The organism is Siccirubricoccus deserti, from assembly GCF_014283215.1.
Taxonomy (GTDB): Bacteria; Pseudomonadota; Alphaproteobacteria; order Acetobacterales; family Acetobacteraceae; genus Siccirubricoccus; species Siccirubricoccus deserti.
In genome coordinates, this window is sequence record NZ_JACOMF010000006.1 from 1 (window position 1) to 21,240 (window position 21,240).

Below are 21,240 nucleotides of genomic sequence, written 5' to 3' on the forward strand. Positions count from 1 at the left end.
CCATTCGGCATCCGTCAGATCGGAGGGGTAGCGCAGCCCGCGCCGATCCGCCGCACGCCGATGCTCCGCTGTCCACGCCATCCTGCTTCCCCACAAATCGCCCGCAGGAGAAGGGAATCACATCCGATTCAGGTAACTCAATCCCTTTTCGGATGGGCTCTGAGGCGAAAAGGGGATGATCAGTATGTCGCTCCATCCGGACGTGGTGCTCAAGGACATCGGCTTGACTTCCTTGATGCAGCGGGCAGGTGCTTAGGCGGGAAGTGCCTCGACCGGGGGTTCCCTTGTTGCCGATCGGGCCACGTTCACCCTCGATGGCGTGTACTTGGCCATGCTGCGATCGCACTGCGAAGCAGTTGTCACGGCGAACAACATTGCCAGCCTCTTCCTGCCCGCTCATTCGCGCCTTGTCCGTGCGCTGGCCAGGGCGATTTACAACCTGCATTGCGGCGCATCTCGGAGAATGTTGGACGAGTCCCAGATCGCGCTGGAACGGCCAGATGCCATCGGGCTCCTCCTACTCCACCGCATGCTCCTGGCAGGCACACCGATCGGCGAAAATCTCCGCACTTCGGTGGGCCCAACATTGTATTTGGTGACCCGGGCAGTGATGATGGTGTCAGCAAGCGCGCGCGCCCGGGCAAGCAAGGCAGGCTCGAATCCTCCCGCCTGTACCAATGCCTCGAGGTCGGAGGTTTTAGCCGGATCATAGTGCATGCCGCGGCGATCGAGCACGTAGGAGAGCGCCGGTATCAAGGCAGCACCCAGTCCGACCGAACGGAGGAAGCCGTCCTCCATCCGCGCGACCGGAACCGCGGCCTGAGCGGCCCGCAAGGCGAGATCCCCTGGCTCACGCGAAGCCCAGACCACCACCTGGCCGTTGATACGGGCTGCCGCTTTCACGGCCCGCTTGGCTGAGCGTCGGAACAGTACAGGCGTGCCGCCGTGACCGAGAAGGCGGCGGATATTTCCCCGCTTCCAGCCGGAGAAGCCGAGGCAAACGGCAGGGCCATTCCCGATAAGGGATCGCCAGCGGGCGATGGTGTCGATGGTGTGCTCGAGCGTCGTGGCCGTCCCGGTGAACGGATCGACGTAGCGCGCGTAGAGCAGGTAGGCTGCCGCGAAGATCTCCTCGACGGAGCGACTGCGGGTACGCCGGACGCACTGGAACTCGTCCTCGGTTGCGCCCCAGCCGGCGTAGAACGGCATGCCGAAGCAGCGCACCGACTTGCCTGCCATCAGCGCCTCGAAGCCGAGCTGGCTTGTCACGGTGTAAACGCGATCGGCCCGCTCAACGAGGGCCCAGGGGTTCACCGGCTCCGACACGAGCTCCGCATCGATCTCCGCCGCGAGCTGTGTGAGATAGCCCGACCTGTGCCCCGACATGACGTCAGGGTGGGTCCGCACAAGCACACGCTTGCCGGGGTTCTCGCGCCGTGCGGCGTGCAGCATGGCGGTGAAGCTATGCGGGCCTGCCAGCCCAAGCTCGATGGATGCGTCGCCCATCGTCTGGTCAACAACCAGCACGAAGGGATCACGGATGCTGGCCGCAAGCTCAGGCGAGGGGGCAGCGCCAACGTTGTACTTGGAGATCTGCAAGCGTCGTAGCGAGGCAATGCAGGCCTTGGCCCGGCTTAGGAGCTCTCGACCCTCCCACCCGCCGTCTTGGAGCAGCGCTTCGAGGCGCGATGGCGCGGTTGCGTCGAAATGAATGCCTATGTCATCGATCACGATGCTCAGCGGGCGCGCTCCGTGTACGCCCAGGCCGAAAGACCGGACGAAGCCATCCTCAAGCAGGAGCAAGGGCTTATTGACCCTCTCCGCGTAGGATTTGGCTCGTGTTCCGCTTATCTTCCGGCCCCATCCGGCAGCGACATCGATGGTCGCCGGGTCGGACGGGAACAGTACAAGCTTGGATGCCGCCGGAAAGAATCCGTTCAGATCGGGGATCTGGGCGACCTTTTTCGAAAGAAGCCCGATGCGTAGATTGTCCTGTAGTGGGCAGGCGGCAGGTGCGGGATGCCCCCAAAGCGTCTCGGACGCACCGCCACTTCCTGTTGGGGCGACATGCCTGCTGGCAACCGCGGAGACAGGTTGCTGATCCAGAGGCACGAAATGGTTCATCATGCAGATTCAGTTGTGGCAGCGCGGTAGGACGGCCAGTTGCCGCCATCAAACTCCGCCTCACCGCAGCCTTTTGTGCCAGCGCTGGCCCATTCCTATATCGCAACAAGAAGGGTTGCGTGGCGGATCCGACGGTGAGATCGCATGATCTTTGCGGCGTCGTATTTGTGATGCAGATCGGTTAATGAATGGTTTGCGAGAGCGCAACAGTTGAATTTCTTGAATGCAAATCTATCTATAATTGCATTCGGCTATGGCAGCCGAACCATTCCAGCGGGCATCGGCAGGCGGTCTCGCCCCGTTTCTGGAACTTGCCTTACGGGCCTGGCAGCAGGGCAGCAGTGCACCGCCGGGTATCAGGACGGGGCTGCCGATTGCATGCCTGCGCGTCGGGGCCTTTCCCATACGACCGTCGCCAGGATGGGTGGAGCAGCCCGACCTTCGACACGCCTAAAGCGGCAGCCGATCGGTCCTGATCCTATCTGGCGGCGGCGAACATGTTGCTGCACTCGTCGGGAGTGATGAGGTCGATGAGGCGCCCGATGGCGTTCCAGAGGGCATCGACAGTTCAGGTGGCTTCCCGGCGGGCCTTGAGTTTGGTGAAGGCGTTCTCGATCGGGTTGAAGTCGGGGCTTTGGGGCGGGAGGTAAAGCAGGCTGGCGCCCGTGGCCTCGATGGCGGGCCTGATGCCGGCGCCCTTATGGTGGCCGGGATTGTCCCATGATGACGATACCGCTGGGACGCAACTCAGGCGCCAGGACCTGGTCGACATAGGCCTGAAAGCTGTGGCCGTTGATCGGCCCGTCGAGCACCATGGACGCAGCGCAAGGGTAGGCCGGTGGAGGAGATCCGGCGTGGTCTGGTTCCGCCGGGCGAGAAACCCTGGCATGGCGCCACGGCGATGACCGATACCGCCATGCAGTAAAAGCTCGACGGCAAGGCCGCAGACCGGATGAGAAGATCAGCGACGAGCAGTACCGGGCGGGATCGCGGGCGGCGTGACCAGGGCCGGCAGCGGTCTGCGCCCGGCCTTGGGCGCGACCCGCTGCGGGGGGCGCTACAGCGCCCGGTTCGCCCGCGCCAGCACCGCCTCGAACAGCACCTGGCAGCCGGCCTCCGCCTCCTCCGGCTCGATGCTCTCGGCCTCATTGTGGGAGAGGCCGTCCTTGCAGGGGGTGAAGATCATCGCCGTCGGCACGCTGCGCGCCACGTAGACCGCGTCATGCCCGGCACCCGAGACGATCTCCCGCGCCGGGTAGCCGAGCTTCGCCGCCGCCTGGCGCACCAAATCCACGCAGGCCGGGTCGAAGGGCTGGGCCGGCAGGCGGAACAGCTCGGTCAGCTCCAGCGGCGTGCCGCAGTCGCGCGCCAGGAAGCCCGCCTCGCGTGGGAATTGCGCGGCCAGCCGCTCGACCTCGGCGAAGTCGGGGTGGCGGAATTCGACGCTGAACCGGACCTCGCCGGGCACCACATTGCGGCTGTTGGGGAAGACATGCAGCTGCCCTACCGTGCCGCGGCCATCCTCGCCGCGCGCCCGCATCATGCGGTCCACCAGGTTGATGATCCGCGCCGTGCAGACCAGCGCGTCGCGCCGGGCGGAGGGTGGGGTGGTGCCGGCATGGGCGTCCTGCCCGGTCACCTTCGCATCGTACCAGACCTGCGCCTGGGCGCCGGTGACGATGCCGATCCGCTTGCCCTCCTTCTCCAGGATCGGGCCCTGCTCGATATGCAGCTCGAAATAGGCGTCGGCTGGGAAGGGCTTCGCCGGGTGCTCGCCCTTGTAGCCGATGCCGGTCAGCGCCTGCTCGACGGTGACACCCTCGACATCGGTCAGGCCATAGACCTTCTCCAGCGGATAGATGCCGGCCCAGGCGCCGCTGCCCATCAGCGAATGGCCGAAGCGGCTGCCTTCCTCATCGGTCCAGTTCACCAGCTCGATCGGCGCCTCGGTCTGGATATTGAGGTCGTGCAGCGAGCGCATCACCTCGAGGCCGGCGATGACGCCCAGCGCGCCGTCGAACTTCCCGCCCGAGGGCTGGCTGTCGAGGTGGCTGCCCATCAGCACCGGCAGGCGCCCGGGGTCGCGCCCCTCGCGCCGGGCGAACATGTTGCCGATGGCGTCGACCCGCACCGTCAGGCCCAGCGCCTGGCACCACTCGGTGAAGCGTTCGCGGCCGCGCCGATCCACCTCGGTCAGGGTCAGGCGCCTGACGCCGCCCTTCGGCGTGGCGCCGATCTCGGCCATGGACATCAGGCTGTCCCACAGCCGCTTGCCGTCGATCCGCTGGTTGGTGCCGCTCATCGGTAAAGCCCCGTCTGGTCATGCGCCGTCGCGCCTGGGATGGGGTCTAGCGCCGTTATGGGCCTGGCGGAAACCGCCGTAGCGCTGGCTGCCCCAGGCGCTACTCGATCACCACCTCGCCGCGCATGCCATGCTCCGCATGGGTCCTGCCGTCCGCCGCGCGAATTTCACAGCGCAGGTCGGTGAAGCGGCCGGCCTGGACCGGGACGAACCACCATTCCGCGGTCTGGCCGGGATAGACCTCGATCTCCCGCAGCGCGCCCTTGATCTCGGCGAGCACCATCGGCTGCCCCGCCGCGCTGTGGCCCATCACCTGCGCCTTGCGGGTCCAGACGCTGGCGGCGAGACCCTCCGAGGTGAAGTAGTGCGGGACCTGGCTGGGGTTGCGCAATACCAGCCGGTAGAGCAGCCCGGTGCGGAAGCGGAGCTGCGCGGGCTCGAAGCGGTGGTGGTCCGGGGTGCCGAGCGTGACCGTCACCTCGATCGGCGCCTGCCGCGACAGATCGCCGCCGCCCTGGGCGAAGGCGGTGCCGGCCGGAGCGCCGAGCAGCGCGAGTCCGGCCAGCGAGCGCCGGCCGAAAGCCTTAGTGTGTCCCAATCTCTTGGTCCTTGCGATGACTTGGCAGTAAACAAGATGCCAATTCGAAGATGGTGGCAATGAAAATCGGAAAAGGCCAGCATGGATGGCCAAAAGCAAAGAAAATGAAGCAATGAACAAGTGAATACTGCTGATGGCTGTTGAATCGTCGGCGTCCGCCGGCGGGCGCTTCCCGCCGGTGCCCGGGCGTGGGAGGCTCGCCGCGGCAAGAGAGAGCTGCGCGCATGGCCGAGGACACCGAGATCTTCCACATCCTGCATACCACCCGCGCCATGCGGCGGCTGAAGCCGGACCCGGTGCCGGATGAGCTGATCCGCAAAATCCTCGAAGCCGGCACCGCCGCCGCCAATGGCGGCAACACCCAGCGCTGGCGCTTCCTGGTGCTGAAGGACAAGGCGCGGAAGGAAGCGGTGCAGCGCTGGTACAAGAAGGCCTTCGACGAGGTGGTCGGGCCACGCTACGCCGCCAGCGCGCCGCCGCCCGGCGTCACCGCCGAACGCTACCACCGCCAGCACGCCGCCGTGGAGTATCTGACCGACCACTATGCCGAGGCGCCGGTCTGGATCGTCGCCTGCCTCGAGGAAGCGGCCAAGCCGACGCGCGCCTCCGGCGCCTCGATCTACCCGGCGGTGCAGAACATGCTGCTGGCGGCGCGCGCGCTTGGCCTCGGCTCGACCCTGACGACCCGGCACCTGCTGTTCGAGGCAGAGGCCGAGGCCGCGCTCGGCCTGCCGCCCGGGGTGCATTCCTACGCCATCCTGCCGATCGGTTGGCCGATGGGGAATTTCGGCCCGGTCGGGCGCGGCAAGCTGGCCGACATCGTCTACCTCGACGATTGGGGGAAGCCCTGGCCGGCGCTGGCCGGACGCTAGCCAAGCTGCCGAGAAGCGCGGATCCGCACCTCCCCTCGGGCGCGGACCTGATCCGCGCATCCATATGTCCGGCCAAGCCGGTTGGCCTGGGTGTCCCGGTCATGCCCGACCATGATGGTGGGGCACGGGGGGAGCCCTGCCCGGCATGTCCAACGGCCTGCCAATCCACCGCGCGATTCGCCGCAGCCTTCATTTGCAGGGCGGATTCACGCTGCGGGGCGTTCGCGCCCCTCCGCTATCCGCTCTGTCCAGGGTCGCATCACCCGGCCCGCGCGCCGGCGCGGGCGATCAGCCCGGCGATGCGCGGCACCTCCTCGGCCAGGAAGCTGCGCAGCTCCTCGCCGCCCATGCGCGGCCAGAGGGTGGTGCCGGTGCCGTCGAAGAACTCCTGCACCTTCGGGTCCAGCATCGCTTCCCGCAACGCCATGGCGAGGCGCGCCACCGCCTCGGGCGGGGTGCGGGCGGCGACGAAAAGCCCGGCCCAGGGCACCAGCTCCGCCCCCGTCACCCCGGCCTCGGCGACGGTCGGCACCTCCCGCGCCAGCACCACGCGCTCGGCATCGGTGACGGCCAGCGCTCGCAGCCTTCCGTCCCGCACATGCGCCAGGCTGGTCAGCGGGTAGTCCCACATCACATCCACCCGCCCGGCGATGACGTCGTTTAGCCCCTGGGTACCATTGGCATAGGGCGCGTGGACCATGCGCACCCCGGTCGCCTGCTGCAGCGTCTCCGCCGCCAGATGCGGCGAGGTGCCGACGCCGACCGAAGCATAGGTCAGCCCGTCCGGCCGCGCGCGCGCCGCCGCCACCAGCTCCGTCAGGCTGCGCCAGGGCCGGGCCGTGGCGGTGACGATGAGATGCGGCGAGGCGCCGATGCCATGCACCGGCGCCAGGTCGCGCCGCGGATCGTAGCGCAGCCCCGGGTACATCGCCGGTGCCGCGGCCATCGGCCCCTGGCTGCCGTAGAGCAGGGTCAGCCCATCCGGCGCGCTGCGCGCCACCGCCTCGGCGCCGATGGTGCCGCCGGCGCCCGGCCGGTTCTCAACCACCACATTCTGCCCCAGGCTCTGGGTCATCCGCTGTGCCAGCACCCGGGCGCTGGTGTCGGTGATGCCGCCGGCGGCGAAGGGCACGATCCAGGTGATGCCGCGAGGCTGGGCGGCGGCCAGCCCGGACAGCAGGGCAGGCGTGGCGAGCAGGGCACGGCGGGCGAGTTTCGGCATTGGTTGTCCTCCCCACCGGGGATGCTATCGGGCGCCGTCCCGCGCTGCCAGCTACCAAACGGGCCAGAGCCCCGGCGTCGCCAGCTCCAGCAGATGCCCGTCGGGGTCGCGGAAGTAGATGCTGACGCTGGATACCCCGCCCTTGGGCGGCCATTCGGTGCGGCCCTCGATGGCAACGCCGGCCGCCTCCAGCCGCGCCTCCCAGGCCGGCAGGTCGGCGGCGGCGACCGACAGCGCGCAATGCAGCGGACCGTGGCCATCATGCGGCGGGATGGTGCCACCGGGCAGGTGCACCGTGTCGGTCGTGCTGCCGCGCAGGAACACCAGCAGCGCGCTGCGGCCGCCGACCGGGTAGGCGGTCAGCCGCTCATCGGTGAACATCGGCTTGAGGCCGAGGGCGGATTCGTAGAAGCCGCGCGCCCGTGCCATGTCATCGACGTAGAGCGCGGTCTCCAGCACTCCGGCGAGCGACGGGGCGGTATCGGGCATGGCGGCTCCTGGCGCTGCGCTGCGGGGATGCCGATATAACGCCGATGCGCCGCCGCGGCTTCCTGCTCGGCTTCTGCCTGCTGCCCGCTTTGGCCGTGGCGCAGCCTGCCCCAACGCCGGCCGAGCGGCAGCGCCAGCTCGACCAATGGTGGGCGCGGCAGCGGGAGAAGGAAGCCGCCGACCGCTTCTGGAACGGCCCGCGCGAGGCCCGCCGCGACCTGACCCGCGACCAGGTCGAGCAGTGGGAACGCCAGCGCGACCGCCGGATGCGCCGGCCGCCCCACCCGTTCTGATCCGCGACGGCCCCGGTTCCGACGCTTGCCCGCATCGGCCGCGCCTGCGAACCTCGGTGCGATCCGCATCGGAGCCTTTCGCCATGGCCCATCAGCTCGGCACCTCAGCCGCGCCGCCCATCCTGCGCAATTCCGACCTCGACGCCGAGGCGGTGTGGCAGGCCCGCGTCGACCTCGCCGCCTGCTTCCGCATGGCGGCACGGCTCGGCCTGCATGAGGGCATCTGCAACCACCTGAGCTTCGTGGTGCCGGGGCGGGACGATCTGTTCCTGGTGAACCCCTATGGCTGGGCGTTCAGCGAGATCACCGCCTCCCGCCTGCTGGTGTGCGACTTCCACGGCAATGTGGTGGCCGGGGAGGGGGTGCCGGAGGCGACCGCCTTCTACATCCATGCCCGGGTCCACAAGAATGTCCCGCGCGCCAAGGCCGCCTTCCACACCCATATGCCGAACGCCACGGCGCTGGCGATGCTGGAGGGGCCGCCGTTGGTCTGGGCCGGGCAATCAGCGCTGAAATTCTACGGCCGTACCGTGGTCGACGAGGAATACGGCGGGCTGGCGCTGGACGAGACCGAGGGCGACCGGATCGCCGCCAGCATCGGCGATGCCGACATCGTCTTCATGAAGAACCACGGCATCATGGTGGTCGGTCCCAGCATCGCCGAGGCCTGGGACGACCTCTACTACCTGGAGCGGGCCTGCGAGGCGCAGCGGCTGGCGATGGCGACCGGGCGCAGGCTGAAGCCGGTGCCGCCCGAGATGGCGGCGCGGACCTATGCCCAGATGCGCATCGGCGACCGCGAGAGCGCCAGGCTGCACCTCGACAGCGTGAAGCGCATCCTGGCCAAGGACGAGCCGGACTTCGCCACCTGATATTGGCGGCGTGACTGTTCATTCATGTCGAAGCTGCAGGGATGCCCATGGGCACCCGGAACGTGGCCCACTGGTCCTGTCGCGCCGTACCTCAAGGTCGTGCCTATTGGTGCGACGCCTGGTGATTGAGGGGCGGTAGATCGGCAGCGCCGCCAGTATGAACCAGTACGAAAGATTGACGCCAGGCGGCTCAGCGCAGCGGCGGGCCGCCGCCTTGGCGCCGGATGTCGGCGTTGCCGATGCCGCACATGATGCGGGCGGGGCCCGGGACCACCGGCTGAACGGCGCTGCTGCCCAGATTGGCCGGCGCCGGCGGGCCGACCGCTCAGTGCAGGCGGCGATCCTCAGCAGGGCCAAGCTCATTCCACAGGGAAATCGTGATCTCACCATTTGGTTGCTCCGTTAAAGAGCAACGTCGAAATATGACTCCGCTGGAATTTGGCAAACCACTTGCGGTGGCGGGAAATGCGATCCCAATGCTCTCGCTGATCGGTCCAATTCCAAAAAATTATTGCGGAACCGGGTGATTCCTGGGCTTCCTGGCCCAGGCTGCGCAAAACTATTTCGCCTTTCTGGTGAGCGCAGGTTCAGGCCGTATCGGTAGAGGGACCGCAGCTGGCGATCCGCCGGCGCGGATCACATATTCCCGGATCGCTGCCATATTCCGCCAGCTTCCAGCCACAATGCCGCTGCGATCGTGGCGTTTCATGCGCAGCATCGACCCAGGAGGGTCTCGAACATGAAGCTTCGCATCGCTGCCGCCGCCCTTGTCGTCACCGTCCTGGCCGCGCCGGCGGCCCAGGCGGAGGGCTGGCACCGCCATGGCGGATATGGCTGGGGCGGCCCGCCGCGGCATCACCATCATGGCGGGAACAGTGCCGGCATCGCCGCCGGGATCATCGGCGGGTTGGCGCTGGGCGCGCTCGCGGCCGGCGCGGCCACGGCCTATGCCGCCCCACCGCCGCCGCCGGTCTACTACGCCCCGCCGCCGCCGGTGGTCTATGCGCCGCCGCCGACCTATTACGCGCCGCCCCCGGCTTATTATGCCCCACCCCCGGCGTATTACGCCCCGCCGCCGGTCGCCTACCGGCCGGTCTACGGCTGGTAGCGTCTGCCCGCCGGGTCAGGGCCCCTGGTCCAGCCCGGCGCGCAGCGCCTGGCCCTCGGCGGGATCGATCAGCCCCTCGCGCAGGAAGAGGTCGATCAGCACCAAGTTGACGTTGAACTTCACGTCATTGGTGTCGCGCACCGCCGCCAGCACCCGCCCGGCCGGCCAGAGTTCGAACCGCTCCACCTCGTCGTCATTCGGGCATGGGGTGAAGCTTTCGGGCAATTCCAGGTCGAAGCAGTGCAGTACGTCGCGCCGCAGCCCCTCCTCGTTGCGCATGACGTAGGAGAGCCGGCTGACCCGGCGCGCTTCCACGGCCAGCTCGGGCGGCAGGCTGGCCTCCTCTCCCGCCTCCTTCACCAGGCATTCCTCCGCCGAGAGCCCGGCCGGGATGCCGCCGGCGATGAGGTTGTCCAGCTTGCCCGGCGCGATGGCCTTGGCGCGGGAGCGGATGCCGACCCAGATCCGCAACCCATCCCCGCCCCGCACCAGCCCGTTCACATGCACCCCCTGGGCGATGATGCCGAAGGCCGGAATGGCGCCGCGGTCGAGCGTCGCCAGCACCGGGCCTTCCGCCGTGGCGCGGATGTCGAAGGGCTCGCCACGCTGGCGGAAGAAGCCGCGGCCGGAAAGCGATCGGGCGATCTCCGCCAGTGCCTCGGACCGGGCGCCCGGGCTGCGCAGCCGGGCGGCGAGGGCCGCCCCGCCGGCGTCGAAATGCACCTCCCGCGGGAAGAAGGTCAGCGCCCGGGCCAGCTCCGGCGCCAGCCAGCCGACCTGCTCGGCGCCGATTCGGAAGGGGATCAGCCCGGCGGGTGAGGGGGCGTTGTTGCAGGCGTCGATATGCCGCTGGAAGGGGCTCATCCGCCTTCCTTACCGCCGGGCCGATGGTCCCGGCCAGATGGCCGGTTTGCCGGCCCGGCGTTCCGGCCTATGTCCCGCAGCAGATGCCGGAGATTTCTGAAGTGGCCCAACAGAAGGCGGCCGAGCGAAGCCACCTGCGTACCATTATTTCCCTCCTGCCCTGGATCTGGCCGCATGGGGAGCCGGGGCTCCGCGCCCGGGTGGTGGCGGCGCTGCTGCTGCTGGTCGCCGCCAAGGCGGCGAATGTGATGGTGCCGATCGCCTATGCCAGGGCGGTGGATGCGCTGGCGCCGAAGGCGGGCGCTGCGGCGGCGCTGGTCGCAGTGCCGGTGGCGCTGGTGGTCGGCTACGGGCTGCTGCGGGTCGCCAGCAGCGCCTTCGCCGAGTTGCGCAATGCCGTCTTCGCCAAGGTGCAGGCAAGGGCAGCGCGGCGCATCGGGCTTGCGGTCTTCGCCCATTTGCACGCGCTGTCGATGCGCTACCACATGGACCGGCAGACCGGTGGCCTGTCCCGCGTCATCGAGCGCGGCACCCGCGGCATCACGCTGCTGCTGAACTTCATGCTGTTCAACATCATCCCGACCATCATCGAGATCCTGCTGGTCGCAATGATTCTCTGGGCGATGTTCGACTTCACCTTCGCCGCGGTGACGCTGGTGACGATCGGCGGCTACATCACCTTCACCCTGATGTTCACCAACTGGCGGCTGCGCTTCCGGCGGGAGATGAACCAGACCGATCAGGATGCCAATACCAAGGCGATCGACAGCCTGCTGAACTACGAGACGGTGAAGTACTTCGGCAATGAGGCGCATGAGGCGCGCCGCTACGACGAAAGCCTGACCCGCTACGAGCGGGCCTATGTGCGGTCCGAGATCAGCCTCAACATGCTGAACGCCGGCCAGGCGACGATCATCGCCGTGGGCCTGACACTGGTGATGCTGCTGGCCGCGCAGGGGGTGGTGGCGGGGCAGATGACCACCGGCGATTTCGTGCTGGTGAACACCTATCTGATCCAGCTCTACATGCCGCTGAACATCCTCGGCTTCGCCTATCGCGAGATCAAGCAGGGGCTGACCGACACCGAGGAGATGTTCGCCCTGCTGGGCGAGCCGCAGGAGGTGGCGGATGCGCCGGATGCGGTGCCGCTGGCCGCCGGCCCGGGCGAGCTGGTGTTCGAGGATGTGCGCTTCGGCTACCGGCCGGACCGGGAGATCCTGAAGGGTGTCTCCTTCCGCGTGCCGCCGGGGCGGACCTTGGCGATCGTCGGGCCGACCGGGGCGGGGAAGTCCACCATCTCCCGCCTGCTGTTCCGCTTCTACGATGCAACCAGCGGCCAGATCATGGTCGATGGCCAGCCGGTCCGTACGGTGACGCAGGATTCGCTGCGCGCCGCCATCGGCGTGGTGCCGCAGGACACCGTGCTGTTCAACGACACCATCCGCTACAACATCGCCTATGGCCGGCCTGGTGCGACGGACGCCGAGGTGGTGCGCGCCGCCACCCTGGCGCAGGTGCATGACTTCGTCCTCCGCCTGCCGGATGGCTACCGCACCATGGTGGGGGAGCGCGGGCTGAAGCTTTCGGGCGGCGAGAAGCAGCGCGTCGCCATCGCCCGCACCATCCTGAAGGATCCCCGCATCCTGATCCTCGACGAGGCGACCAGCGCCCTCGACACCCGCACCGAGCAGGAGATCCAGGCGGCGCTGCGCCAGATCTCGGCCGAGCGCACCACCCTGGTCATCGCCCACCGGCTGTCGACGGTGGTCGATGCGGATGAGATCATCGTGCTGCAGGACGGACGCATCGCCGAGCGCGGCGATCATTCCGCCCTCATCGCCCGCGACGGCCTCTATGCCGAGATGTGGCGGCGGCAGTCGGAGGCGGTGGCAATGGCCGAGGCGGCGGCGGCAGCGCAGGCCGCGGCAGACCTCGCCCGGCCGCGCACGGCGCGGCTCGGCGAGGACCTCGGCGCGACGCCCTGACATCCTGGCGGCAGGCGTGGCCTTGGGGTAACGCCCGTTTGCGATCTGTGGCCGGGGGTTTCAGCCGACCGCCCTAGGCCCTATTTCGGGACGAAGCAGGAGGCCGCCGTATGCAATTGGACCCCCAGGGCGTGGCCCCGGATGATCTCAGCCATGCCGGGTCGGTGGTGGACAAGGCCATCGAATACATGATGGACCAGAAGATCGCGCCGATCTCGGTCGCCTCGGCGCTGCTCGGCGGCGCGCTCGGGCTGCTGGCCCGCAGCCTCGATGATCGCGCCGTCGCCGCGGTGCTGCGCAATGCCCTCGCCTCGGTCGAATCCGGCGAGTTGCGGGAGATGCGCGACCAGCTGCCCGGCGGCGGCCACGGCGCGGCCTGAGCCCGGTCGGCTCCAGGCCGGCTTGACGCCGGCCTCGGCGCGCGGCATATCCGCCCACCTTGCAGACCACCCCCTGCGCGGTGAGGGTCCCTTCCGGCCCCTTCGACCGCGCATGGCTGTTTTCGGGATTAGCACCATGGCTCGCCGCTGCGGCATCACCGGGAAGGGCGTGCTGACGGGTAACAACGTCAGCCACGCGAATAACAAGACCAGGCGCCGCTTCCTGCCCAACCTGCAGGAAACGTCGTTCTTCTCCGATGTGCTGGCGGCCTCGGTGCAGCTGCGGCTGTCGACCAACGGCATCCGGACGATCGAGCACAATGGCGGGCTCGATGCCTTCCTGCTCGGCACCCCGAACCGGAACCTGCCGGATGAGGCGCTGACCCTGAAGCGCCGCATCGCCAAGGCGCAGGCGAAGAAGGCCGCCGCCGCGGCCTGATGTGCCCCGGGCTGACCGTTCAGCCCGGATTAGGCTCCCGGCCCCATGCTGGGGCGACGCCCGGTACCCTGATAGCGCTGAGCCTCATCCTGGTGGCGGTGATGCTCGTGCTGCACGCCTTCCGCCGGAGCCGCGCCGCCCGCCTGACGCGGGATGAGGATTGGATCGACCCGCGCCCGGTGTCGACGCCGGACAGCTTGGCAATCATCATCGAGGATGAGGGCGCCGGCCTGCCGGCCGAGGACCTTGCCCCCGGGCGCCGCGGATGGAACCCGGGCCCGGCTTCGGCTGCCGGTCGCCTAACCCCGCGGTTTGACGACGACCGATCCCTGACGGGATGTGCGCGAGTGCACGGAACCCCGCCCCTCAGCATGCGATGACATGACAGGCGACCCGGGAAGCGTCCCACTCTTTCCGGCGTTGCAGGAGCGGTTCCTGCCGCATGGTGCGGGCGTATCCCGCACCCGGCCTGTCGCCGGGCCGACACGTAGAGGGCGCTGCACCGCCCCGCGGCTACGGCTGCGGGGCGATGTCAGTGGCACCTGACCGATCCGGCTCAATCAAGGTCCCGCAGCGCCACCGCCAGCAGCGCCCGCACCCGGTCCAGATCACCCACCTCCCGCCCCAGCAACAGGGCCAGCTTGGCGAGGAACAGCGCCTCCCGCTCCGGCCCAGCCTGGTCCACCGCCTCGGCCAGCGCCGCCCACAAGGCTTCAATATCGTTCGCATCCATCATTCAATGCCTCATCAGCCCGGCTGGCGCCGCGGCGTCGAAATCCTGCCAGCGCCAAGCGACATGCCCATCCGGTCGCACCAGATACCCCGCGCCCGGCGCCGCCAAGCCAAGCCGCACGGTGGCGACCGCATCCAGGACCAGCCACCTGCGTCCGGCGCACCACGCCTCCGCTCCCGCATGGCCCGGCGCCAGCAGCAGCGTTGGGCGCGGCCGACCAGTACCTGCGCATGAGCCGTGCCGAGCGGGACGCTCGGCAGGGTCCTGCCCGGGCGGGCCGGCGCACCATTCGCACTGCGCCGATGTCTGCAACGCCGAGGCCGGGAAGACGATGGCGCCGCTCTGCCGCGGATTGATCAGGCCGCGGGTGAATTCCCCGCCCACCACCGGCGACAGCGCCGCCTCCCGCAGCAGCGCATGGCCGCGGCCGGGCGGGGTCATGAACAGCGTGCTCTTGCGGGCGGCGCGGATGTTCTCTCGCGCGGAAGATTTCTGCGGAATAGCTGTCGAGCAGGCTTGCCAGGCTCTCCCCGCCCATCGCCGCGGCCAGTTCCCAGGCCAGGTTGCCAGCATCGTCGGTGCCGAAGTTCGGCCCGCTGCCGAAGACCGGCACCAGATGCGCAGCGTCGCCGGTGAAGATCACCTTGCGGCGAGGATCGGCGCGGCGACGCCGAATCCCTCCTGGTATCTCCAGCGAGCGGCGGGAGAGGCAGGTGACCCGCTGCCGAAGCTCACCTGGTCGCGCGGCTCGATCACCGTGCAGGGCGTGCCGCGCCGCGCGAGGCCCGCCACCACCGCCAGCCCGACCGGCCCGGCAGCCGGCACCCCACGCCGCGCCGCCGTGGCCCGCCGATTCGGGATGCGGCGAAGCGCGGCGGGCCGGCGTAGACGCCGGGGCCGAGCGCCATGGGCTCAGCCCTTGCGGAGGAAGGCGGAGAGCGCCGCGGTGGCTTCCTTCGGCCCGGCATTGTCGGTCGCCATGGTCGCGTAGAAGCCGGCGATCGCCTGGTAGATCGCCGCTGCCTCGGGGCCGGTGAAATCGGCGATCTCCTCCATCTCGCCGACCCAGCGATAGGCCTTGTCGTACATCGGGGGCACCATCCGGCCGAACCAGGCGAGGAGTTGCGGCTGGCTGCGCTCCAGTTCCGCCCGCAGCCCCTCCGCCGCGCCGTTGCGCCCGGCTGCGAGGATCATCGCCGAGGCCAGCGCCACCAGCCCCTTGGTGATGCCGGCATAGGACATCTTGAGCGCCGAGGCGGCGCCGACCCCGCCCGGCGTCAGCCGCACCTCCAGCCCGTGGTCGTTCAGCGGCATCAGCCGTCCGGCCTCCTCGCCCGAGACATAGAGCACCGGGGTGTAGCCATCCTCCCGCGGCGGGCCGCCGATGATGCCGCCGTCGACGAAGCCGGCGCCGGTCGGGGCGATGATGCCGGCGACGAGCAGCGCGGTGCGCGGGCTGATGGCGTTGCAGTCGGCATAGACCGCCTTGCGCGGCGCCGCGGCGAGGGCGGGCGCCAGCCATTCCGCGGTGGCCTGGGCTTCGGCCGGCGGCAGCACGCTGAGGAAGATGTCGGCGCCTGCGAGCTCCGCCGGTGTCGCGTCGCGCATCCCGGCCTCCGCGGCGCGGCGGGCGCTGGCTTCGCTGCGGCCGGCGAGGCTGGTCAGGACCGTACAGCCGCGCTGCGCCAGGCGGCGGCCGATACCGGCGCCCATGGCGCCCTGGGCGAGGATGGCGATGGTCGGCATGCTGTGCTTCCCTGTGGATCGAATGCAGTCTAGCCCCGGGAGGAGGTGCCGCCATGCCCGCAATCGCCGAGGCCGGCCGGCCCTTGTTCGACCCGGCAGATTTCCGCATCCCCGCCGGCATCACCCATGTCTGCGCCGGCGGCGAGACGCCGTTCCTGCGCCGGCACGATGCCGCGCTGGCGCGCTACGCCGCCGACAAGTCGAACGGCCCGCCCGGCCGCGACGCGCAGGATGCGGTGGTGCTGCGGGTGCGCGACCGGATCGCCTCCGCCTGGGGCGTGGAGCGCGGCGACATCGGCTTCACCGCGCATGTCGCCGAAGGCGTCTCGATGATCGTCGAGAGCCTCGACTGGCGCGACGGCGACAATGCGGTGACCGACCCGGATGAATACCCCTCGCTGGTCGCGCCACTGGCGCTGCAGCGCCGCCCGCGCGTCGCGCTGCGCCATGCGAGCGCTGGCGATCCGGCGGCGCTGGCGGCGGCGGTGGATGCGCGGACCCGGCTGATCGCCGTCTCGCATGTCTCCTACCTGACCGGGGCGCGCCACGACCTCGCCGCCTTGCGCACCATCGCCGACCGGGTGGGGGCATTGCTGCTGGTGGATCACACCCAGGCGGCGGGATATCTGCCGATCGACCCGCGGCTGGCGGATTTCGCCTTCGCCGCCAGCTACAAATGGCAGCTCGGGATGACCGGCACCGCCATCGCCTATTGGAACCGCGCGCGGCGGCCGCAGTGGATGCCGAGCACCGCGGGCTGGCATTCCATCGCCTCCATGGCGCGGCCGGATTACCGCGAAGGGCTGGCGCTGCTGCCGGATGCGATGCGCTTCGCCCGCGGCAATCCCGCGCATGCGGCGCTCTACGTGCTGGACAGCGCGCTGGAGTATCTCGGCCGGTTTCCGCCTGGCGCGGTGCAGGCGCATGTGCAGGCGCTGACCACGGCGCTGCTGGCGCGGCTGGACGCGGCCGGCATCGCCAGCACCACGCCCGCCGATCCGCGGCGGCACGGCGCCAGCGTCTGCATCGCCACGCCGCATGCCGCGGCGCTGACCGAGGCGCTGCACCACCGCGGCATCTGGGCCTGGAACGGCCGCGGTCGCATCCGCTTCAGCCTGCATGGCTACAACGCGATGGACGATGTGGAGCGGATCATGGCCGGGCTGCTGGCGGAATGGCGGGGCTAGGCTAGGATGCGGGAGGAGACGCCCATGCACCCGAAAATCACCCGACGCCTGATCCTTGCCGCCGGCCTTGCCGCACCCGGCATCGCCCGCGCTGCTTTCCCGGACCGCGCGATCCGCCTCGTCATCCCCTATGGCGGCGGCGGCCAGACCGACATCGTCAGCCGCGTCACCGCGGAGGCGCTGACCCGCACCCTCGGCCAGACGGTGCTGGCGGACAATCGCCCGGGCGGTGCCGGCAACCTTGCCGCCGAGGCCGTCGCGCGTAGCCCCGCGGACGGCTACACGCTGCTGGTCGGCACTGCCGCGACCAACAGCGGCCTCAACGCGCTGCTCTACCGCCAGCTCAGCTACGACTGGCGGAATGATTTCGTGCCGGTCGGGCATTTCTGCTCCACCTACAACGTGCTGCTGGTACACCGTTCCATCCCCGGCAACAGCTTCGCCGAGGTGCTGGACTGGATCCGCGCCAACCCCGGCCGCTTCACCTTCGCCTCCGCCGGCGTCGGCGCGAACACCCACCTCATCATGGAGGATGTCGGGGCGCGGCTTGGCCTCGACATGGTGCATGTGCCCTACCGGCAGAGCACCCAGGCGATGACCGACATGCTCTCCGGCCGCATCCATGCCCGTTGCCTCGGCCTGCCGGAAGGCGCCACGGTGAGGGACCAGGCGAGCATCCGGCCGGTGGCGCTGACCGCGCCGGCCCGCCGCCCGGAATGGCCCGGCGTGCCGATCATGGCGGAGACCATCCCGGGCTTCACCGGCGGCGGCTATTTCGGCCTGGCGGCGCCGGCGAAGACGCCGCCGGAGGTGGTCGCCCGCATCAATGTCGCGCTGAACGAGGCGCTGGCCGACCCGGCGGTGCGCGCCGCCTATGCCCGGGTTGGCGCCGATGCGGCGCCGGCCAATACGCCGGCGCAATTCGCCGCCATGGCGGCCGCCGAGGGCGAACGTTGGGCGCCGCTCATCCGCCGCCTCAACCTTGTCGCTGAATAGGAATGCCGATGTCCGAGACGCTGAGCCCCGAATTGCAGTCCTGGGTCGGCCGGACCCGCGTGGTGGAGGAGGATGTCGGCCTGGCCGCGGTGCGGCGCATCGCCGGCATGCTGGACCTGGACCCCGCCGGTTTCCGCAATGGCGATCCGCTGCCGCCGCATTGGTTCACTCTGTTCTTCGCGGATTCGGCGCGGCAGAGCGACATCGGCCCGGACGGTCACCCGAAGCCCGCGGTCTTCCTGCCGCCCATCCCGCTGCCGCGACGCATGGGCGCGGGGCGGCGCGTCACCATCCATGACGTGCTGCGCATCGGCGACGTGGCGAGCAAGACCGCCGAGGTCGCCGCCATCCTGCCGAAGCAGGCGCGCACCGGCTTCATCACCGTGCTGACCATGCGCCACACCATCCGCCGCAACGGCGCGGTGATCGCCGTCGACGAGTTCGATGCGATCTACCGCGAGGCGGTGAAGCCGGGCGAGAAGAGTGGCACCGGCGCGCCGGTGCCGGCGCCGGCCGATGCGGCCTGGACAGTGGAGAAGCACCTCTCCTCGCCGCTGGTCTTCCGCTATTCCGCCATCACCTGGAACGCCCACCGCATCCACTACGACGCGGACTACGCGCGGCAGGAGGAAGGCTACCCGGCGACGGTGCAGAATGGCGGGCTGACCATGCAGTTGCTGCTGGACGCGGCGGTGGCGAATACGCCCGGCACCCTGCGCGGCTTCACCGCGCGGCTGACCCGGCCGATCTACGTCGGCGACACCATCACCCTGGCCGGCCATGCGCCGAAGGACGGCAAGGTGAACGCCTGGGTGCAGGACAAGAACGGCAACCTCTGCGCCCAGCTTGACTGCGAGTTCTCGTAATGCCGTCCGATCGCGGAGCGCCAGAGGCGCGAAGCGTGAATCGGCCGGCCAAGGGTACGGGTGGACCACTGGAAGGGGTGAAGGTCGTCGATCTGACGACCGTGGTGGTGGGGCCGATCTGCACCCGCACCCTGGCAGATCAGGGTGCCGAGGTGGTGAAGGTGGAAGCGCCGGGTGGCGACATCCTGCGCTATCTCGCCGCCGGTTCGCGCACCCCGGCGATGTCCGGCAAATTCATCAACTTCAACCGCAACAAGCGCAGCATTGTCCTCGACATCAAGCAGCCAGAGGGGCTGGCGGCGCTGAAGCGGCTGATCGCGGCGGCGGATGTCTTCGTCTCCAACGTGCGGCCGGCGGCGCTGGCGCGGGCCGGGCTCGATCATGCCTCGCTGGCGCCGCTCAACCCGCGGCTGATCCATTGCGGCATCGTCGCCTTCGGCACGGATGGGCGCTACGCCAACCGCCCGGCCTATGACCCGATCATCCAGTCGCTGTCCGGCGTCGCCGGCACCTTCGACCGGGCGATCGGCGAGCCGCGCTTCGTGCCGATGGTGATGACCGACCACATCACCGGCCTGGTCTCCGCCCAGGCGATCGGCTTCGCGCTCTATCGGCGGGAAAAAACCGGCGTCGGCGAGGCGATCGAGGTGCCGATGTTCGAGACCATGGCGAGCTTCGTCACCAGTGAGCATCTCGGTGCCGCCACCTTCGACCCGCCGGAGGGGCCGACCGGCGACGCCCGGTTGCTCAGCGCCGACTACCGCCCGCTGCCGACGCTCGATGGCTACATCACGGTGCGGCCGAACGACAACCGGCAGTCCTTCGCCTTCTTCGACGCCATCGGGCGACCGGAACTGAAGGAGGACCCGCGCTTCTCGACGCCGATCCGCCGCACCGAGAACGCCGCCGACTACTTCACCGTGCAGGTCGAGGCGCTGGCCACGAAGACCACCGCCACCTGGCTGGAGATTTTCGCCAAGGCCGATGTGCCGGCGGCCGGATACAACACCATCGATGATCTTCTCGAAGACCCGCATCTGCAGGATGTCGGCTTCTGGAATTTCGACGAGCACCCGACCGAGGGCCGCATCCGCCGCACCCGCACGCCGGTGACCTTCCGCGGCGGCATGCGCGAACAGGTGTTGCCGGCGCCGCGGCTCGGCGCGCAGACCCGGGAGATCCTGGCCGAGGCCGGCTATGATGCGGTGCAGATCGACGCCATGCTGGCCACCGGCGCGGCGCAATGAGGAACCTGTTCATGGCTGTTCCCAACTGGCGTTCCCTGATGTTCGTGCCGGCCACCGCCGAGCGCTTCATCGCCAAGGCGCACACCCGCGGCGCCGATGTCATCATCCTCGACCTCGAGGACAGCATCCCGCCCGGGGAGAAGGAGGCCGCGCGCGCCGCCCTGCCGGCCGCGGCCAAGGTGGTCGGCCAGGCTGGCGCCGAGGTCGCGGTACGCATCAACCGGCCGCTGGAGCTGGCGGTGCCGGACATCGCCGCCGCCATCATGCCGGAGGTGACGGCGCTGATGCTGCCGAAGGTGATGGGACCGGAGCATGTGAAGCTGCTGTCCGAGGTGGTGGCGACGCGCGAGGCGGCGCTGGGCCTTGAGATCGGCCGCACCCGCTTCATCGGGGTGGTGGAGACGCCGCAGGCGCTGCCGCATCTCTACGCCATCGCCGGCGCCGATCCGCGCATGGCGGCGCTCGGCGTCGGCAGCGAGGATCTCTCGACCGAGCTGGAAGCCGTGCCGGGCGCCGACATGCTGTATCACTTTGGCATGATGGCGGTGGCGGCGGCCCGCGGCGCCGGCATCCTGCCGCTCGGCAGCGTCGGCGCCTTCGCCGATTTCCGCGACCTGGAGGGTTATCGGGAGTCGCTCCGCCGCTCCCGCAAGCTTGGCTTCGCCTGCACCGCCTGCATCCACCCGGCGCATGTGCCGATCATCAACGCCGAATACGGCCCGGCGCCGGAGGAGGTGGACCGCGCCCGCCGGCTGATCGCAACCTTCGAGGATGCGCTGGCCCAGGGTCTCGGCGCCGTCGCCTTCGAGGGGGCGATGATCGACCTGCCGGTGGTCGAGCGTGCCCGGCGGCTGCTGGCGCGGGCGCGTTAGTTTCGCTTGAAACGGATGGGCGTGGGAGCAAGCTAGGCGCGTCAA

The 21,240-nt window shown here is 69.5% G+C and carries 22 protein-coding genes and 2 pseudogenes; 12 read left to right on the forward strand and 12 right to left on the reverse strand.

Annotation, left to right across the window (positions count from 1 at the left end; translation table 11 throughout):
* Positions 1-432: 432 nt before the first annotated feature.
* From H7965_RS07075 to H7965_RS07090, 4 genes and pseudogenes are all read right to left on the reverse strand, one after another.
* Positions 433-2,124 carry a capsular polysaccharide biosynthesis protein gene (locus H7965_RS07075; RefSeq protein WP_186769864.1) on the reverse strand — a complete coding sequence of 564 codons (1,692 nt, stop codon included), beginning with the start codon at positions 2,122-2,124 and terminating at the stop codon, positions 433-435.
* Between the two features lie 478 nt (positions 2,125-2,602).
* Positions 2,603-2,948 (reverse strand): annotated as a pseudogene (locus tag H7965_RS30780) (transposase); the annotation flags it as partial.
* 233 nt (positions 2,949-3,181) lie between these two features.
* On the reverse strand, positions 3,182-4,426 hold the full coding sequence (locus H7965_RS07085; RefSeq protein ID WP_186769866.1) for a Zn-dependent hydrolase: 1,245 nt from the start codon (positions 4,424-4,426) through the stop codon (positions 3,182-3,184).
* A 100-nt stretch (positions 4,427-4,526) separates the two neighbouring features.
* Entirely contained in the window at positions 4,527-5,024 is a 498-nt protein-coding gene (locus H7965_RS07090) for a cupredoxin domain-containing protein (protein ID WP_186769867.1), read from the reverse strand.
* Positions 5,025-5,248: 224 nt separating this feature from the next.
* On the opposite strand from H7965_RS07090, the gene H7965_RS07095 reads away from it, so the two are divergent.
* Complete coding sequence (locus H7965_RS07095; RefSeq protein ID WP_186769868.1) at positions 5,249-5,896, forward strand: nitroreductase family protein; 648 nt, start codon at positions 5,249-5,251, stop codon at positions 5,894-5,896.
* Positions 5,897-6,155: 259 nt separating this feature from the next.
* Here H7965_RS07095 and H7965_RS07100 read toward each other — a convergent pair whose 3' ends face one another.
* On the reverse strand, positions 6,156-7,118 hold the full coding sequence (locus H7965_RS07100; protein WP_186769869.1) for a Bug family tripartite tricarboxylate transporter substrate binding protein: 963 nt from the start codon (positions 7,116-7,118) through the stop codon (positions 6,156-6,158).
* A gap of 51 nt (positions 7,119-7,169) precedes the next feature.
* Positions 7,170-7,607: a VOC family protein gene (locus H7965_RS07105; RefSeq protein WP_186769870.1), complete on the reverse strand. Its 438-nt coding sequence runs from the start codon at positions 7,605-7,607 to the stop codon at positions 7,170-7,172.
* 44 nt (positions 7,608-7,651) lie between these two features.
* On the opposite strand from H7965_RS07105, the gene H7965_RS07110 reads away from it, so the two are divergent.
* From H7965_RS07110 to H7965_RS07120, 3 genes are all read left to right on the forward strand, one after another.
* Positions 7,652-7,900 (forward strand): hypothetical protein, encoded by a 249-nt coding sequence (locus tag H7965_RS07110; RefSeq protein ID WP_186769871.1) that lies wholly within the window; start codon positions 7,652-7,654, stop codon positions 7,898-7,900.
* A gap of 83 nt (positions 7,901-7,983) precedes the next feature.
* Positions 7,984-8,772, forward strand: a complete 789-nt coding sequence (locus H7965_RS07115) for an aldolase (RefSeq protein ID WP_186769872.1) — start codon at positions 7,984-7,986, stop codon at positions 8,770-8,772.
* Between the two features lie 739 nt (positions 8,773-9,511).
* On the forward strand, positions 9,512-9,880 hold the full coding sequence (locus H7965_RS07120) for a hypothetical protein (protein ID WP_186769873.1): 369 nt from the start codon (positions 9,512-9,514) through the stop codon (positions 9,878-9,880).
* 15 nt (positions 9,881-9,895) lie between these two features.
* Here the strand turns inward: H7965_RS07120 and H7965_RS07125 are convergent, their stop codons facing one another.
* Positions 9,896-10,744, reverse strand: a complete 849-nt coding sequence (locus tag H7965_RS07125) for an NUDIX hydrolase (protein WP_186769874.1) — start codon at positions 10,742-10,744, stop codon at positions 9,896-9,898.
* Positions 10,745-10,827: 83 nt separating this feature from the next.
* Between H7965_RS07125 and H7965_RS07130 the strand changes: the two genes are divergently transcribed.
* The 3 genes from H7965_RS07130 to rpmB all read left to right on the forward strand — a co-directional run bounded on the left by H7965_RS07130 (position 10,828) and on the right by rpmB (position 13,548).
* Positions 10,828-12,729, forward strand: a complete 1,902-nt coding sequence (locus H7965_RS07130) for an ABCB family ABC transporter ATP-binding protein/permease (RefSeq protein WP_186769875.1) — start codon at positions 10,828-10,830, stop codon at positions 12,727-12,729.
* Positions 12,730-12,839: 110 nt separating this feature from the next.
* Positions 12,840-13,109, forward strand: coding sequence for a hypothetical protein (locus tag H7965_RS07135; RefSeq protein WP_186769876.1), 270 nt, complete (start codon positions 12,840-12,842; stop codon positions 13,107-13,109).
* A gap of 136 nt (positions 13,110-13,245) precedes the next feature.
* Complete coding sequence (gene rpmB / locus H7965_RS07140) at positions 13,246-13,548, forward strand: 50S ribosomal protein L28 (protein WP_186769877.1); 303 nt, start codon at positions 13,246-13,248, stop codon at positions 13,546-13,548.
* 556 nt (positions 13,549-14,104) lie between these two features.
* Here the strand turns inward: rpmB and H7965_RS07145 are convergent.
* The 5 genes and pseudogenes from H7965_RS07145 to H7965_RS07160 form a co-directional block, all read right to left on the reverse strand.
* Positions 14,105-14,281 (reverse strand): hypothetical protein, encoded by a 177-nt coding sequence (locus tag H7965_RS07145; RefSeq protein ID WP_222440506.1) that lies wholly within the window; start codon positions 14,279-14,281, stop codon positions 14,105-14,107.
* Positions 14,282-14,284: 3 nt separating this feature from the next.
* Positions 14,285-14,722, reverse strand: a complete 438-nt coding sequence (locus H7965_RS07150) for an aromatic-ring hydroxylase C-terminal domain-containing protein (RefSeq protein WP_229682513.1) — start codon at positions 14,720-14,722, stop codon at positions 14,285-14,287.
* 109 nt (positions 14,723-14,831) lie between these two features.
* A pseudogene (locus H7965_RS31915) lies at positions 14,832-14,924 on the reverse strand (FAD-dependent monooxygenase); the annotation flags it as partial.
* Positions 14,921-15,106, reverse strand: a complete 186-nt coding sequence (locus H7965_RS07155) for a hypothetical protein (protein WP_186769880.1) — start codon at positions 15,104-15,106, stop codon at positions 14,921-14,923. The gene H7965_RS07155 and the pseudogene H7965_RS31915, both read right to left, overlap by 4 nt.
* An 87-nt stretch (positions 15,107-15,193) precedes the next feature.
* On the reverse strand, positions 15,194-16,027 hold the full coding sequence (locus H7965_RS07160; protein ID WP_186769881.1) for an NAD(P)-dependent oxidoreductase: 834 nt from the start codon (positions 16,025-16,027) through the stop codon (positions 15,194-15,196).
* A gap of 53 nt (positions 16,028-16,080) precedes the next feature.
* Between H7965_RS07160 and H7965_RS07165 the strand changes: the two genes are divergently transcribed.
* The 5 genes from H7965_RS07165 to H7965_RS07185 are packed head-to-tail and all read left to right on the forward strand — an operon-like array spanning position 16,081 to position 21,195.
* Positions 16,081-17,214 (forward strand): aminotransferase class V-fold PLP-dependent enzyme, encoded by a 1,134-nt coding sequence (locus H7965_RS07165; RefSeq protein WP_186769882.1) that lies wholly within the window; start codon positions 16,081-16,083, stop codon positions 17,212-17,214.
* Between the two features lie 24 nt (positions 17,215-17,238).
* On the forward strand, positions 17,239-18,210 hold the full coding sequence (locus tag H7965_RS07170; RefSeq protein WP_186769883.1) for a Bug family tripartite tricarboxylate transporter substrate binding protein: 972 nt from the start codon (positions 17,239-17,241) through the stop codon (positions 18,208-18,210).
* 8 nt (positions 18,211-18,218) lie between these two features.
* Entirely contained in the window at positions 18,219-19,076 is an 858-nt protein-coding gene (locus H7965_RS07175; protein ID WP_229682512.1) for an FAS1-like dehydratase domain-containing protein, read from the forward strand.
* A 35-nt stretch (positions 19,077-19,111) separates the two neighbouring features.
* The gene (locus H7965_RS07180) at positions 19,112-20,323 is read left to right on the forward strand and encodes a CaiB/BaiF CoA transferase family protein (RefSeq protein ID WP_229682511.1); all 1,212 of its coding nucleotides are present in this window, start codon (positions 19,112-19,114) and stop codon (positions 20,321-20,323) included.
* 11 nt (positions 20,324-20,334) lie between these two features.
* Positions 20,335-21,195 carry an HpcH/HpaI aldolase/citrate lyase family protein gene (locus H7965_RS07185; RefSeq protein ID WP_186769886.1) on the forward strand — a complete coding sequence of 287 codons (861 nt, stop codon included), beginning with the start codon at positions 20,335-20,337 and terminating at the stop codon, positions 21,193-21,195.
* The last annotated feature ends 45 nt before the right edge of the window (positions 21,196-21,240 follow it).

What these genes read in the sequence shown, in the direction of transcription:
- H7965_RS07075 (WP_186769864.1), bottom strand. Translation starts at nt 2,124, where the DNA reads ATGAACCATTTCGTGCCTCTGGATCAGCAACCTGTCTCCGCGGTTGCC.
- H7965_RS07085 (WP_186769866.1), bottom strand. Translation starts at nt 4,426, where the DNA reads ATGAGCGGCACCAACCAGCGGATCGACGGCAAGCGGCTGTGGGACAGC.
- H7965_RS07095 (WP_186769868.1), top strand. Translation starts at nt 5,249, where the DNA reads ATGGCCGAGGACACCGAGATCTTCCACATCCTGCATACCACCCGCGCC.
- H7965_RS07100 (WP_186769869.1), bottom strand. Translation starts at nt 7,118, where the DNA reads ATGCCGAAACTCGCCCGCCGTGCCCTGCTCGCCACGCCTGCCCTGCTG.
- H7965_RS07105 (WP_186769870.1), bottom strand. Translation starts at nt 7,607, where the DNA reads ATGCCCGATACCGCCCCGTCGCTCGCCGGAGTGCTGGAGACCGCGCTC.
- H7965_RS07110 (WP_186769871.1), top strand. Translation starts at nt 7,652, where the DNA reads ATGCGCCGCCGCGGCTTCCTGCTCGGCTTCTGCCTGCTGCCCGCTTTG.
- H7965_RS07115 (WP_186769872.1), top strand. Translation starts at nt 7,984, where the DNA reads ATGGCCCATCAGCTCGGCACCTCAGCCGCGCCGCCCATCCTGCGCAAT.
- H7965_RS07120 (WP_186769873.1), top strand. Translation starts at nt 9,512, where the DNA reads ATGAAGCTTCGCATCGCTGCCGCCGCCCTTGTCGTCACCGTCCTGGCC.
- H7965_RS07125 (WP_186769874.1), bottom strand. Translation starts at nt 10,744, where the DNA reads ATGAGCCCCTTCCAGCGGCATATCGACGCCTGCAACAACGCCCCCTCA.
- H7965_RS07130 (WP_186769875.1), top strand. Translation starts at nt 10,828, where the DNA reads ATGCCGGAGATTTCTGAAGTGGCCCAACAGAAGGCGGCCGAGCGAAGC.
- H7965_RS07135 (WP_186769876.1), top strand. Translation starts at nt 12,840, where the DNA reads ATGCAATTGGACCCCCAGGGCGTGGCCCCGGATGATCTCAGCCATGCC.
- rpmB (WP_186769877.1), top strand. Translation starts at nt 13,246, where the DNA reads ATGGCTCGCCGCTGCGGCATCACCGGGAAGGGCGTGCTGACGGGTAAC.
- H7965_RS07145 (WP_222440506.1), bottom strand. Translation starts at nt 14,281, where the DNA reads ATGGATGCGAACGATATTGAAGCCTTGTGGGCGGCGCTGGCCGAGGCG.
- H7965_RS07150 (WP_229682513.1), bottom strand. Translation starts at nt 14,722, where the DNA reads ATGACCCCGCCCGGCCGCGGCCATGCGCTGCTGCGGGAGGCGGCGCTG.
- H7965_RS07160 (WP_186769881.1), bottom strand. Translation starts at nt 16,027, where the DNA reads ATGCCGACCATCGCCATCCTCGCCCAGGGCGCCATGGGCGCCGGTATC.
- H7965_RS07165 (WP_186769882.1), top strand. Translation starts at nt 16,081, where the DNA reads ATGCCCGCAATCGCCGAGGCCGGCCGGCCCTTGTTCGACCCGGCAGAT.
- H7965_RS07170 (WP_186769883.1), top strand. Translation starts at nt 17,239, where the DNA reads ATGCACCCGAAAATCACCCGACGCCTGATCCTTGCCGCCGGCCTTGCC.
- H7965_RS07175 (WP_229682512.1), top strand. Translation starts at nt 18,219, where the DNA reads ATGTCCGAGACGCTGAGCCCCGAATTGCAGTCCTGGGTCGGCCGGACC.
- H7965_RS07185 (WP_186769886.1), top strand. Translation starts at nt 20,335, where the DNA reads ATGGCTGTTCCCAACTGGCGTTCCCTGATGTTCGTGCCGGCCACCGCC.